This is a genomic window from Synechococcus sp. SynAce01 (genome assembly GCF_001885215.1).
GTDB lineage: Bacteria > Cyanobacteriota > Cyanobacteriia > PCC-6307 > Cyanobiaceae > Regnicoccus > Regnicoccus frigidus.
The window spans coordinates 2,451,495-2,463,675 of the sequence record NZ_CP018091.1 but is presented as its reverse complement, the minus strand read 5'-3'; the positions used below and the strand labels follow the sequence as shown (position 1 = coordinate 2,463,675).

15 protein-coding genes and 1 other RNA gene are annotated in these 12,181 nt (G+C 62.4%); 10 read left to right on the top strand and 6 right to left on the bottom strand.

The genetic code is table 11. The annotated features are described in order from the left end of the window. Window positions 1–14: 14 nt before the first annotated feature. Window positions 15–572: an SMC-Scp complex subunit ScpB gene (scpB, locus tag BM449_RS12825; RefSeq protein ID WP_259734818.1), complete on the top strand. Its 558-nt coding sequence runs from the start codon at window positions 15–17 to the stop codon at window positions 570–572. A gap of 33 nt (window positions 573–605) precedes the next feature. After that, window positions 606–899 carry a YggT family protein gene (locus tag BM449_RS12820; RefSeq protein WP_071801546.1) on the top strand — a complete coding sequence of 98 codons (294 nt, stop codon included), beginning with the start codon at window positions 606–608 and terminating at the stop codon, window positions 897–899. Between the two features lie 11 nt (window positions 900–910). On the opposite strand, the gene BM449_RS12815 is transcribed toward BM449_RS12820, so the two are convergent. Next, window positions 911–1,354, bottom strand: coding sequence for a hypothetical protein (locus tag BM449_RS12815; RefSeq protein ID WP_071801545.1), 444 nt, complete (start codon window positions 1,352–1,354; stop codon window positions 911–913). 189 nt (window positions 1,355–1,543) lie between these two features. Next, entirely contained in the window at window positions 1,544–1,873 is a 330-nt protein-coding gene (locus BM449_RS12810; RefSeq protein WP_071801544.1) for a nucleoside triphosphate pyrophosphohydrolase family protein, read from the bottom strand. A gap of 67 nt (window positions 1,874–1,940) precedes the next feature. On the opposite strand from BM449_RS12810, the gene pyk reads away from it, so the two are divergent. The 5 genes from pyk (at window position 1,941) to BM449_RS12785 (ending at window position 7,803) form a co-directional block, all read left to right on the top strand. Continuing rightward, window positions 1,941–3,728: a pyruvate kinase gene (gene pyk, locus BM449_RS12805; RefSeq protein ID WP_071802277.1), complete on the top strand. Its 1,788-nt coding sequence runs from the start codon at window positions 1,941–1,943 to the stop codon at window positions 3,726–3,728. Between the two features lie 40 nt (window positions 3,729–3,768). Next, the gene (locus BM449_RS12800) at window positions 3,769–4,995 is read left to right on the top strand and encodes an ABC transporter permease (RefSeq protein WP_071801543.1); all 1,227 of its coding nucleotides are present in this window, start codon (window positions 3,769–3,771) and stop codon (window positions 4,993–4,995) included. Between the two features lie 71 nt (window positions 4,996–5,066). After that, on the top strand, window positions 5,067–5,333 hold the full coding sequence (locus tag BM449_RS12795; protein WP_071801542.1) for a DUF1830 domain-containing protein: 267 nt from the start codon (window positions 5,067–5,069) through the stop codon (window positions 5,331–5,333). A gap of 139 nt (window positions 5,334–5,472) precedes the next feature. Continuing rightward, window positions 5,473–7,407 (top strand): ATP-dependent zinc metalloprotease FtsH, encoded by a 1,935-nt coding sequence (ftsH, locus tag BM449_RS12790; protein WP_071801541.1) that lies wholly within the window; start codon window positions 5,473–5,475, stop codon window positions 7,405–7,407. 135 nt (window positions 7,408–7,542) lie between these two features. Next, on the top strand, window positions 7,543–7,803 hold the full coding sequence (locus tag BM449_RS12785) for a hypothetical protein (protein ID WP_259728643.1): 261 nt from the start codon (window positions 7,543–7,545) through the stop codon (window positions 7,801–7,803). A 152-nt stretch (window positions 7,804–7,955) separates the two neighbouring features. Here BM449_RS12785 and clpP read toward each other — a convergent pair whose 3' ends face one another. Next, a complete protein-coding gene (clpP, locus tag BM449_RS12780) occupies window positions 7,956–8,549 on the bottom strand; it encodes an ATP-dependent Clp endopeptidase proteolytic subunit ClpP (protein ID WP_071801539.1) in 594 nt (197 codons plus the stop codon). 97 nt (window positions 8,550–8,646) lie between these two features. Here clpP and psb29 point away from each other — a divergent pair, with 97 nt between their 5' ends. Next, window positions 8,647–9,441, top strand: a complete 795-nt coding sequence (gene psb29, locus BM449_RS12775; protein WP_071801538.1) for a photosystem II biogenesis protein Psp29 — start codon at window positions 8,647–8,649, stop codon at window positions 9,439–9,441. Window positions 9,442–9,470: 29 nt separating this feature from the next. On the opposite strand, the gene BM449_RS12770 is transcribed toward psb29, so the two are convergent. Further along, window positions 9,471–10,862 carry a hypothetical protein gene (locus tag BM449_RS12770; protein ID WP_071801537.1) on the bottom strand — a complete coding sequence of 464 codons (1,392 nt, stop codon included), beginning with the start codon at window positions 10,860–10,862 and terminating at the stop codon, window positions 9,471–9,473. A 246-nt stretch (window positions 10,863–11,108) separates the two neighbouring features. After that, a complete protein-coding gene (gene petN, locus BM449_RS12765) occupies window positions 11,109–11,210 on the bottom strand; it encodes a cytochrome b6-f complex subunit PetN (RefSeq protein WP_071801536.1) in 102 nt (33 codons plus the stop codon). Between the two features lie 61 nt (window positions 11,211–11,271). Between petN and clpS the strand changes: the two genes are divergently transcribed. Beyond that, window positions 11,272–11,619 (top strand): ATP-dependent Clp protease adapter ClpS, encoded by a 348-nt coding sequence (gene clpS, locus BM449_RS12760; RefSeq protein WP_071801535.1) that lies wholly within the window; start codon window positions 11,272–11,274, stop codon window positions 11,617–11,619. 38 nt (window positions 11,620–11,657) lie between these two features. Then, a complete protein-coding gene (locus tag BM449_RS12755; RefSeq protein WP_071801534.1) occupies window positions 11,658–11,933 on the top strand; it encodes a DUF2103 domain-containing protein in 276 nt (91 codons plus the stop codon). Window positions 11,934–11,993: 60 nt separating this feature from the next. Here BM449_RS12755 and ssrS read toward each other — a convergent pair. Next, window positions 11,994–12,176: non-coding RNA, 6S RNA (ssrS, locus tag BM449_RS12750), on the bottom strand. Window positions 12,177–12,181 lie beyond the last annotated feature (5 nt).

Sequence of the window (12,181 nt, the reverse complement as noted above, 5' to 3'; positions counted from 1 at the left end):
CCCTGGCCGCCCGGTTGGAGGCGATCCTCTACCTCAAAGGCAGGCCGATGGCCATCAGCGAGCTGGCTGAGATCGCCAGCCGCGACCAGCCAGACGTGGTGACCAGGCAAGAGGTGGAGCTGGCCCTGATCACCCTGATGGCCGACTACGCCCACCGCGACACGGCCCTGGAGATCAGCCAGGAGGGCCCGCGCTACAGCCTGCAGCTGCGCGAGAGCCTGGGCGATCTGGTTCGCAATCTGCTTCCCGTCGAACTGAGCACCGCCACCCTGCGCACCCTGGCCACCATCGCCCTGAAAAAGCGCATTCTTCAATCCGACCTGGTGGAACTGAGGGGGTCGGGGGCCTACGACCACATCAAGGAACTGATGGCCCAGAACTTCATCGAACGGCGCCGCCAGAGTGAGGGGCGTTCCTACTGGGTCAGCCTCAGCGAAAAATTCCATCGCACCTTCGCTGTCAAAGACGAACTCCAGGAAGCCTTGGCCGCCAAGCCTGTGGCCTCTCCATCAGCCTCACTGCCATCGGCTGAATCAGCTCGGCTGCCAAGGGATGGGGACAAAGCTGCATAGAGTCGGAGCCTGAACTTTGTTCTGACGAGAACCGTGTCCATTCTCAGCTCGATCTTTGCCGTCCTGGCCCAGACCCTGATCATCTACAGCCTGGTGCTCCTGGTCAGGGTGCTGTTGAGCTGGTTCCCCAATCTTGACTGGAGCAATCCGGTGCTGGCCACAGTCAGCTCGATCACCGATCCTTACCTCAATGCCTTCCGCGGTCTGATCCCGCCCCTGGGCGGCCTTGACCTCTCCGCGATCATCGCCTTCATCACCCTCAGCCTGGCCCAGGATTTGCTCGGTAGCCTCAGCGCCTCGCTGCCCTCTGGTGGTCTTGGCTTCTGAGGCCTCAGAGCTCAAGACACATCGAGCTCCAAGGGCAGCAGCTCCTCACCGGCTTGGGCCCGCACCCGAACCGGCTCCTTGAAGCCCCGGGCCTTGGCTTTGCTCACCTGCAACGGACCTGGAGTCGCTGCCGGCACCGCCAGGCGCAAAGCGAACGACATTGGCCCTGGTGGCACATCCCCGATCGATCCCACCCTGCTGCGGTTCTGCAGCACGGGCTCGCCACTGGCATCGAGGATCTGGGCGAACAAGTCGGTGTCCACCACAGGCCTTGAACCTGGGTTAGTCACCACCCCCCGCAGGGCATAACAACTGGCACCCACCGGGCGCCGCAGCTCGGGCTGGGCCCCGGCATCCTCAGCAGGACAAGGCTCAAGGCTGATCTCAGTGACGGCAAGATCGGCGGCCAGCGCCGGTGCAATCGGCACTACCAGCAGCCAGAAAGCCGCCAACAAAACGGTAACAAAGGCGGCCTGAAACGGGCTGGGGAAGCCCCAAAGGGACGGTTGATTTGGGTGGCTTTGAGCAGGCATCGAATCGGGCCAAGAAGGGTCAGGCCAGCGAAGATCAAGAGCAGGCTGGCCCACTCAGGCCCATCTTCGCGGGAATCAAGCTTCTGCAGTGGTTGCTCTGCAGTTGGTTGTTCAGCGCTGGTCGCCGCTGCCGCCGATCACGTCGCGCTCGGCCCGGCTGGCCAGTTTGAGCAAATTGGCGCTGGCCACCTCGGCAAGGTCGAAGCCGAATTCACTGGAGAGCTGGGCGACGTACCAGAGCACATCGCCAAGCTCCAACTTGATACTCTCGAGTGCCGCGCTGTCGAAGACGCCGCCTTGGTCGCGGAGGACCTTCTTGACCTTGTCAGCGACTTCACCGGCCTCACCGCACAGACCCAGGGTGGGATAAATAGGATTGCCCCCCACCTGGGGGTAACGGGCCGTTGCACGGGCCTGGACTTGGTAATGGTTGAGCTCCATCGGTTCCGTTGTTGCGGCGCACGGGCAGGACCGGATGGTAGTTTCCGCTTAACATTTGGCCCCCCCGATGGCCCAACCCGATCTGTCGCGACGCACCAAGATCGTGGCCACCATCGGTCCCGCCACGGAATCACCCGAGCGACTCCGCCAGTTGATCCATGCCGGCGCGACCACCTTCCGGCTGAACTTTTCCCACGGCGACCACGCCGAGCATGCCCTGCGCATCGCCACCATCCGCCAGGTGGCCCATGAGCTGGGCATTCACGTCGGCATTCTCCAGGATCTTCAAGGGCCCAAGATCCGTCTGGGTCGCTTCATCGGCGGGCCAATCACCCTGGCCAATGGCGTCAGTTTCGACCTCACCTCACGCGATGTGGCCTGCACCCAGGAGATCGCCACCGTCACCTACAACAAACTCTCCGCTGAGGTGATGGAGGGCAGCCGCATCTTGCTCGACGACGGCCGAGTCGAGATGGTCGTCGACCGGGTCGACAAGCTCCAGCAAACCCTGCATTGCACCGTGGTGGTGGGCGGTGTGCTCTCCAATAACAAAGGTGTGAACTTCCCCGATGTCCAGCTCTCGATCCGTGCCCTGACCGACAAGGACCGCCACGATCTGGCCTTCGGCTTGCAACAGGGTGTCGACTGGGTGGCGCTCAGCTTCGTGCGCAACCCCTCGGACATGCAGGAGATCCGCGACCTGATCAACAGCCACGGCCACACCACTCCGGTGATCGCCAAGATCGAGAAGTTCGAGGCGATCGATCAGATCGATCAGATCTTGCCCCTCTGTGACGGCGTCATGGTGGCCCGGGGCGATCTGGGCGTTGAGATGCCAGCGGAGGAAGTGCCGCTGTTGCAGAAGGAATTGATCCGCAAGGCCAACTCGCTCGGCATCCCGATCATCACGGCCACCCAGATGCTCGACAGCATGGCCAGCTGCCCCCGCCCCACCCGCGCCGAGGTGAGTGACGTGGCCAACGCCATTCTCGACGGCACTGACGCTGTGATGCTCTCGAACGAAACGGCCGTGGGCGACTACCCGGTGGAGGCGGTGGCCACGATGGCGCGGATCGCCTGCCGGATCGAGCGTGACTATCCCAGCCGCCCCGTGGACAGCCACCTGGCCAGCACCATTCCCAACGCGATCAGCCAAGCGGTGAGCACGATTGCCCGCCAGTTGAGGGCCGCAGCGATCCTGCCCCTCACCAAGAGCGGCGCCACCGCCAGAAACGTCAGCAAGTTCCGGCCCTGCACCACCATCCTGGCGATCACCAGCGATGTGAATGTGGCCCGCCAGCTCCAGATGGTCTGGGGCGTGAACCCCCTGCTGATCGACAACCAGGAGTCCACCTCCAGCACCTTCACCCTGGCGATGGGCATCGCCCAGGAGCAGGGGCTGCTCAAGGAAGGGGATCTGGTGGTTCAGACCGCCGGAACCTTGTCAGGGGTGAGCGGCTCCACGGATCTGGTCAAGGTGGGCATCGTCTGGGCGGTGCTGGGCAGGGGGCTAGGAATCGGCCATGGCTCCGTCAGCGGCAGGGTGCGGGTGGCCACCAGCCCAGAGGCCGCCGCCCGCCTGGTCGACGGCGAGATTCTGGTGGTGCGCGAAACCACGGCCGACTACCTCAGCGCGATCCGCAAAGCCAAGGCGGTGATTGCCGAGGCCGCGGGCAGTGAAAGCCACGCGGCAGTGATCGCCCAGAGGCTTGGAGTGCCGGTGATCGTCGGTGTCAGCAACGCCACCACCGACCTGCGCCATGGCGAGTTCGTAACCATGGAGCTGCGCGAGGGCCTGGTGCACAGAGGCGCACGCAGCTACAACACCGCATCCGACCGGAACGGCAGGATCTGATCTTGGCCATGATGGCGGCCGGAGCCTTGCTTGGCGATTGATGGCTGCAAAACTTCCCCTCTCCGAAACCGTGGGGATGGCCCTAACCACCCTCAAGGCCAACCGCCTGCGCAGCCTGCTCACCATGCTAGGCATCGTTATCGGCAACGCCTCGGTGATCACTCTGGTGGGGGTCGGCAGGGGCGCCCAGAACCTGGCGGAAAACCAGCTCAACACCCTCGGCGCCAATGTTCTGTTCATCGTGCCGGGCAGCAACGATACCCGCAGGCAAGGAATCGCACCCCCACGGACCCTGGTGCTCGACGATGCCGACGCCATTGCTGAACAGGTCCCCAGCGTCAGCCGCGTGGCCCCCCAGATCACCCTGAACGAGGTGGTCCAGGCCGGCTCGAACAGCGTCAATTCGTCGGTATCGGGGATCACGCCCGAATTCCTGCCCGTGCGCCGCTTTGAGGTGGCCCAGGGGCGTTTCTTCAGCCCGGATGACATGTCATCCGCCCGCAATGTGGCCGTGATCGGCCCCGACCTGCGCGACAAGTTACTGCCGGTCGGAGCCGCCGTCGGCCAGACCCTGCGAATCCGTGATCAGTCGTTCGAGGTGATCGGCGTGATGGCGCCCAAAGGCGCAGCGTTTGGCAGCAATCAGGACGAGGCTGCCTACATCCCGCTGAGCACCATGGTCAACAAGTTGGGGGGACGCACCCGCTTTGGGGTGAGCCTCACCTTCATCAGCGTCGAGGCGCTCAATGAGGCCAGTACCGGAGCGGCCAAGTTCCAGATCACCAACCTGCTGCGCCAGCGCCACCGCATCCTGCGGGAGGACGATTTCGCCGTGCGCTCCCAACAGGATGCGCTCTCGATCGTGGGCTCGATCACCGGCGGCCTGACCCTGATGCTGGGAGCCATCGGCGGGGTCTCCCTGCTGGTGGGTGGCATCGGCATCATGAATATCATGTTGGTCTCGGTGAGTGAGCGCACCCAGGAGATCGGCTTGCGCAAGGCACTCGGGGCCCGCAGTGGCGATGTGCTTCTCCAGTTTCTGGTCGAGTCGCTTGTGCTCGCCAGCCTTGGTGGCCTGATCGGCAGTGCGGTGGGACTGGCCACTGTTGGGGCAGCAGCCCGCTTCACGCCTTTACCGGCAGCGATCGCCATGAACAGCGTGGTGTTCACCGTTGCGCTCTCGGGCGGAATCGGGCTCTTCTTCGGGGTGGTGCCAGCCCGCCGCGCCGCCCGGCTCGATCCGATCGTGGCCCTGCGCAGCCTCTGAGCCAGCACAAATTCTTAAGAAGGCCGATTGGTTGCCATCGCGACCAACGCTCCACGCCCATTGATGGGTTGATGAGCATTCGAAGATGCTTTGTAACTGTGTCCCGCCTTCCCTGCGGTTTCCGAAACACCAGCGATCGCATGATTATCGTGCGCTGTTGCGGTCCCCAGGAGTTTTATCTGGAGCGGGTGGTGTTCCCCTTCGAGTTGCTGAGCTTCGAAGCTCCGCTCGGCTCGGAACTGGAAATCTGGACCCATGGCCTGGGCGGGCCTGAGCTGCTGGAGACCGTAGCCGCCTCCGAACTGATGATCGAGGAAGGCGACAAACGCCCTGCTTGAACATCGATCCCCAGGCATCAGCGCCCAAGCGGCATTCAACCTGCCGCCCGTGACAAACTGAGTAGGCCAAGAGTCCAGTAGGCACCGGCCCCGGCCGGCAAGCCAGGGCTTTACAATTCGTAAAATTAAAGGTCGTTCCATGAATCAGCGCTGGCGTCTGATCGCTCTCTGGCTGCTGCCGCTGGCCGTAGCGCTGTTTCTGGCCTGGCAGGTGCTCGGCAACGGAGCCGGGGGTGGTGGCGGCGATCGTTTCGCTCCCCAGGGGCAGGCAACGGCTGGCCCCCGCAACACCGCCGTCGCACGCATGAGCTATGGCCGCTTCCTCGATTACGTCGAAGCGGGGCGGGTCACAGCCGTGGACATCTATGACGGCGGCCGCAACGCCGTGATCGAAGCTGTCGACCCTGAACTCGATAACCGCGTCCAGCGCCTGCGGGTTGACCTGCCCGGGCTGGCACCCGAGCTGATCAACACCCTCAAACAACAAGGGATCAGCTTCGACATCCATCCCCCCAAGAACAACCCTCCGGCTTTGGGCATCCTTGGCAACCTGCTCTTCCCACTGCTGTTGATCGGGTCGTTGATCTTTCTGGCCCGCCGCTCCTCCTCAATGCCCGGCGGTCCTGGCCAGGCCATGCAGTTCGGTAAAACCAAGGCCCGTTTTGCCATGGAGGCCGAAACCGGCGTCAAATTCGATGACGTCGCCGGCGTGGAAGAAGCCAAGGAAGACCTCGAAGAAGTGGTCACCTTTTTGAAACAGCCCGAGCGGTTCACCTCGGTGGGAGCAAAAATCCCCCGTGGCCTTCTGTTGGTGGGGCCGCCAGGAACCGGCAAGACGCTTTTGGCCAAGGCAATCGCCGGCGAGGCCGGTGTTCCCTTCTTCTCGCTCTCAGGCTCTGAATTTGTTGAGATGTTCGTCGGAGTCGGCGCCAGCCGTGTCCGCGACCTATTCAAACGCGCCAAGGAGAACAGCCCCTGCCTGATCTTCATCGACGAAATCGATGCGGTGGGACGGCAACGCGGTGCCGGCATCGGTGGCGGCAACGATGAACGGGAACAGACCCTGAACCAACTGCTCACTGAAATGGATGGCTTTGAAGGGAATACCGGAATCATCATCATCGCGGCCACCAACCGCCCCGATGTGCTCGATTCGGCGCTGCTGCGCCCCGGCCGTTTCGACCGCCAGGTGTCCGTAGACGCTCCCGACATCAAGGGACGCCTGTCGATCCTGAAGGTCCACTCCCGCAACAAGAAGCTCGCTGAAGGTGTCTCGCTCGAAGCCATCGCGCGACGCACGCCAGGTTTCACCGGAGCTGATCTCGCCAACCTGCTCAATGAGGCAGCCATCCTCACGGCCAGGCGCCGCAAGGAAGCCACCACCCTCGCCGAGATCGACGATGCGGTCGATCGGGTCATTGCCGGCATGGAAGGCAAGCCCCTCACCGATGGACGCAGTAAGCGATTGATCGCTTATCACGAGGTTGGCCATGCCCTGGTGGGCACCCTGGTCAAGCAACATGACCCCGTCCAGAAAGTCACCCTGATTCCCCGCGGCCAGGCCCAGGGCCTCACCTGGTTCTCCCCTGACGAGGACCAGATGCTTGTCAGCCGTGCCCAGCTGCGCTCGCGCATCATGGGAGCCCTGGGCGGGCGAGCTGCAGAAGCCGTGGTCTTCGGCCATGCCGAGGTGACCACTGGCGCCGGTGGTGACATCCAGCAGGTGGCCGGCATGGCCCGCCAGATGGTCACCCGTTTCGGCATGAGTGATCTTGGGCCGGTGTCCTTGGAAGGTGGCAATCAGGAGGTGTTCCTGGGCCGCGATCTGATGACCCGCAGTGACATCTCCGAGTCGATCTCAAAGCGGATCGATGAGCAGATCAGGCTGATTGTCGACAGCTGCTACCGCGACACCGTCGTCTTGGTGGAAAGCAACAGAGCCTGCATGGATCGCCTAGTCGAACTGTTGATCGAGAAGGAAACACTCGATGGGGATGAACTGCGCAGCATTGTTGCCGAATTCACCGTGATTCCCGAGAAGGAGCGCTTCTCTCCCCTGCTTCAAGCCAGCTAAGGCCAAGCCAGCAAAGGTGGTGGTCGTGGGGCGGAAAGCCAAGGCTTTCCGCTTGCATTGGAATTATTTTCTTAACCTATTGTTCATCAAGCTCAGTATCTTGCAAACTAATGTGGGATACATCGCCTATCCACCTTGAGCAATACTCACTCGCCAATGGAGTCGTTCAGCCAATACCGCGGCGATGACTGGACTCCAGAACGGGTGGCCTTCCACCAGAATCTTGAGATGTTTGCCGAGAGGGTGGGGCTGATTGTCGGACTCCAAAGTAATGGCAAGGTCAGCCAAGACAATGCCTATTCAGAGATCAGACAGCTCTGGAAAGAACTCAAAGGCAGCAAGGGCCACCTGATAGACAATAAACTCGGCAAGAACAAAGGAGAGCAAACTGACTGACCCACCAGCTTGCTGTTAAAACAAGTTTGAATCAATCCAGTCCAGATCAATTCAATCCAGACCGGCTAATCTGGATTAATTTAATCTTGGATGATACTCCCTAGATGACACAAGCCAGCCAAAGTTATAGATAATCCTGTATTTCGATCCGTTCAACTGACTGGCCGGATCGGGCGACGCTCAATCACCTTGTCGATCAGTCCGTAGGTCACGGCCTCTTCCGGTGACATGAAGAAGTCACGGTCCGTGTCCTGCTCGATCCGTGCAAGCGGTTGGCCGGTGCGAGCTGCCAGCTCCCGGTTCAGCTTGTCTTTGAGGAAGAGAATTTCATCGGCCTGAATGCGGATGTCGCTGGCTTGGCCGCGGGCACCACCGAGGGGCTGGTGGATCATGATCCGGGAGTGGTGCAGGCTGCTGCGCTTGCCTGCGGCGCCAGCATTGAGCAGAAAAGCCCCCATGCTGGCCGCCAATCCGACACATACAGTCTGAACATCAGGCTTGATGTGCTGCATGGTGTCAAAAATACCGAGACCGTCGTAGACAGATCCACCCGGTGAATTGACGTAGAGGTAGATGTCTTTGTCGGGATCTTCGGCTTCAAGAAACAGCAGCTGGGCCACGACCCGATTCGCTGACTCCGAGGTGACGGGCTCTCCGAGGAAAATGATCCGCTCTCGAAGCAGACGGGAATAGATATCAAAGGCGCGCTCGCCCCTGCCCGAATCCTCAATCACGATCGGGATCATCGGCAAACCATCAACACAGTGTCTCGATCTTACCGAGGCCGATCGCCGACTCGGGGTGTGCCCGGCGCTATGGTCCAGATAATCATGGGAACCAAGTGTGGGTGCCAGTCTCACCGTCGCTGACAGCAAGCGCGCTTTTCATCAGGCCTTTCCCTATGTGATTGCTCCCCTCTATCGGCGCCTGGTGGATGAGCTGCTTGTCGAGCTCCACCTGCTCAGCCGCCAGAAGGGGTTTGCCCGTGATGCGCTCTTCGCCACCGGCCTAACCCAGGTGTTCGACAGCTTCGCCAAGGGCTACCGCCCCGAATCGCAGCAAGAGCCACTGTTTGTGGCTCTGTGCGCCTCGGCTGGCTTCGATGCCGCCGAGTTCCGCCGCGAGCGGGAGGCGGCCGTTCAAATGGTCGGCAAGCACAGCCTGGAGGAGGTCCGAGGCTGGCTCTCAGCGCAGGGCGAGGGAGCACCTGAACCCATCGCTGGGGTTCTCGAGCAGGTCAAACGCCCTGATTTCCACTACTCCCGCCTGTTCGCCGTTGGCCTGCTCAGCCTGCTGCAACAAGCCCAAGGGGCAGGCAGCCTGGAGCCCCAAGCGCTGCAGGCGTCGGCCCACGAGATCAGCGCCACGATGGGCCTGCTCAAAGAGCGCGTTGATAAGGACCTCAGCCTCTACGCCGGCAATCTCGAGAAGATGGCCCAAGCCGTTGAGTTGATGGAGGAAACCGTGGCTGCTGATCGGCGGCGACGCCAGCGCCAGGCTGAGGAACTGACGGCGCGGCAAGAGGTCAGCGCCAAAGCGGCCACTGAGACCCCTGCACTCAGCGGCGAAGGAGCCGCCAGCGAAGCCAGTGAGACCAGCCCCAGCAGCGAACCTGCCGCCCCCAGCGCCAGCCGCTGAACGAGGCCGCAAGACCTCTATCTGCGCGCTCAGGGATCTTCCGCCAGCTGTAGGGATCCCCACAACGAGGACAACGGCCCTGGCTTCTGGTCCGCGTTAGGTTTTGTAGCGCTGAACAGTTCAAGCTGCTCGGCCTGGCTGATCACGGGTGGCAATCCCTGGGGGAGCAGTGAAGCGGAGGAGAGCGCTGCAGGGCGGGCCTTCAAGATCAAGGCCACTCCAGGCGGGACAGGCGCCATCAGGGGCGGGACTTCAGACGGCAGTGGCCCCAGAAAAAACAGCAGATTGGCGGCAGCTGCGTCGCCAGCCGTGATCCATCGCCAACCACCAACCACGGTTCCGTCCTGGCGCTGCCAGATCAGGGGCGGCAGCGGACCCGGCTTGGCGGGGTTCGGTTGCTTGGTTAGTTCTGCAGGCTTGGTTTGTTCTTCTGGCAGGGTCTGGTCTGCTGGCTTGGCCTCACCAGGCAGCTTCAGGGTCAGGCCCTGGGCCAGCAGGGCTTCCCTCAGGGGAAGCAACCATTCATCCCAGGCGCTGCGGTCTTTGCCGACAGCAAGCTGGAGATCCAGAGAGGCCTGAAACGGGCCGCTCGGCAGGGGCTTGATGCGTAACACAAACGGCGTCGCAGCCAGGCGCTCCGAGAGCGCAGGGCTGAGCCCGTAGCGCTCGCTCAACGGTTCGCGGATTAATTGCCGGGTCAACAGGTCCTGAACCAGCAGGTCAAGCCGTTCACCGCGCACGTCAAGCAGCAGGGAGGGGGGCAGGGGAGGGCTTGGGGCCGCAGCCAACGGCGATGGCAGGGGCACTGGGGAGCTGATCGGATCCACCGTTGCGCTGGATTCGCCCCGCCAGAGCAGTCCCGAAGCGTCACTGTCGAGCGTGAGGCAGCCCTGCTGATAACGCTGCAGCAACGGGGCAAGGGGACCAGCCAGCTGGGCCATGGCCGTGTTGGTCCAAGCCACCGCCTGGCCGGAACGCAAGCGATCAACACAACGCTCCTGCAGACCCTGGGGAGGGCGCCGGCTGAGACTCAGCTGCTCTTCAAGCACTTGCAGGGTCAGCGGATCAGGGGCGACCACCACCAGGTCATCGACACGCAAGCTGTTGGCCGGCAACGGGCCCGAAGGAGCAACCCCGAAAGTCCGGCTCGGCATGGCCAGAAAGGGCTCGGCCTGGTCACCATCGGCCGACCAGAACAGCCACCAGAAGCCCCGTTGCCGTCCCCAAAGCCGGGGGGCGAGGCTGGGACCGAGTCGCTCGCCCCAAAGGGCCGGCACCAGACGCTGGGGACCAGCCGCAAAGCTCTGGATCAGGGCCGATGCGCTCATCAGCCGCTCAAGACCGGCGGCGTTGGAGCGGGGAAACCGCTGCAACTGCAGAGCTGGTAGTGCAATCAACAGCACCACCAGAACAGTGGTCACCGGCAGGAGCGCCTTCCAGGGGAGGCGGGGTAGCCGGGGTAGCCGCTTCCAATTCTTAGCAACAGCCAACAGGCTCACCGGCGTTTTGGCGTGGCTTTGTTGCGTCGACGACGATCACGCCATTCCACAACAGAGAGATACACCACACCCCCGGTGACGAAAACCAGAAGAGACGAGGCCACCGCAGCGAGTGCTGTCGATCCAGCGAAGGAGAGCTCAGGCATCCTGAAGTGAAGGAGCGTCGGCTCAGAAGTTGATGCTGCCGTCGCCGTTGCGTCCCCACACCACCATGGCGATCGAGAAGCTGAACAGGGCGGCGAGAGAAGCCCAACCCAGGGTGATCAACATAACGGTGCCCTTTTGGCTTGCTGAGGCAGCTTACCTAGGCTTGGGCCTGCCTCGATCCTCCATGCCCAGAACCAGCAGCAGCTTCAGCCATCCAGCAACAGCAACAGCAAGTGCGACAGCGACCCCGACCCGTAGCCAGCCAGCCCTCGCGGGGGTGCGGCAGCAACAGCCCTATCCCCACTTCAAGGTGGTGGTGCTCAACGACGACGTGAACACGTTTCAGCACGTCGTGGAATGCCTGGTGAAAATCCTTCCCGGAATGGGTTCGGATCGGGCCTGGGAGCTGGCCCATCAGATCGATCAATCAGGCTCGGCGGTGGTCTGGTGTGGTCAGCAAGAACAGGCCGAGCTCTACCACCAGCAACTCGGCGGCGAGGGCCTCACCATGGCTCCACTGGAGCCGGCCTGAGGCAAGCCAGCTAGCGTTGGACTTTGTGGGGCAACGGGATGGGCCGGGTGGTGATCACCCACAGCACCTACCTTGAAGGGCTGATTCCGCTGCTGAAAACCCTGGCGACCAGACCCGGCATCGAGACGGTGACCCCGGCGGTGATCTGTCGGGTACGGGGACGCAGCCCCCGCCTGCGGCTGAGGGTATCGACGCCGATCACCGGTGGCTACAAGCTGGTGGCCCGGCGGGCCAGCTCAGCCCAGGAGGTGTTTGTGGTGACCAGCTGGGACAAAGAGACCCTGCAGCTGGAACTCGACCGGCTGGCCCACTGAGCCTGGAGCTGAGCTTGGATCAGTGGAGGGCTGAGCTTTGAAAAGGCCGAAATAGGAAAGGGGTGAACCGCTGTGCCGTCTTGCCCCAGGTTTCGACCTGGATGAACCAGGGGAGAGGTCAAAGTGGGGATCCGTGTCCGGCTACGAGGCCGGCTTACTGCACCGTCACGACAGACCTCCCACGTCGAAGAGGGAGTCAGATCAGAAAACTGTGAAAGGCAGTCACCAACACAGCAGCTCACCATCAT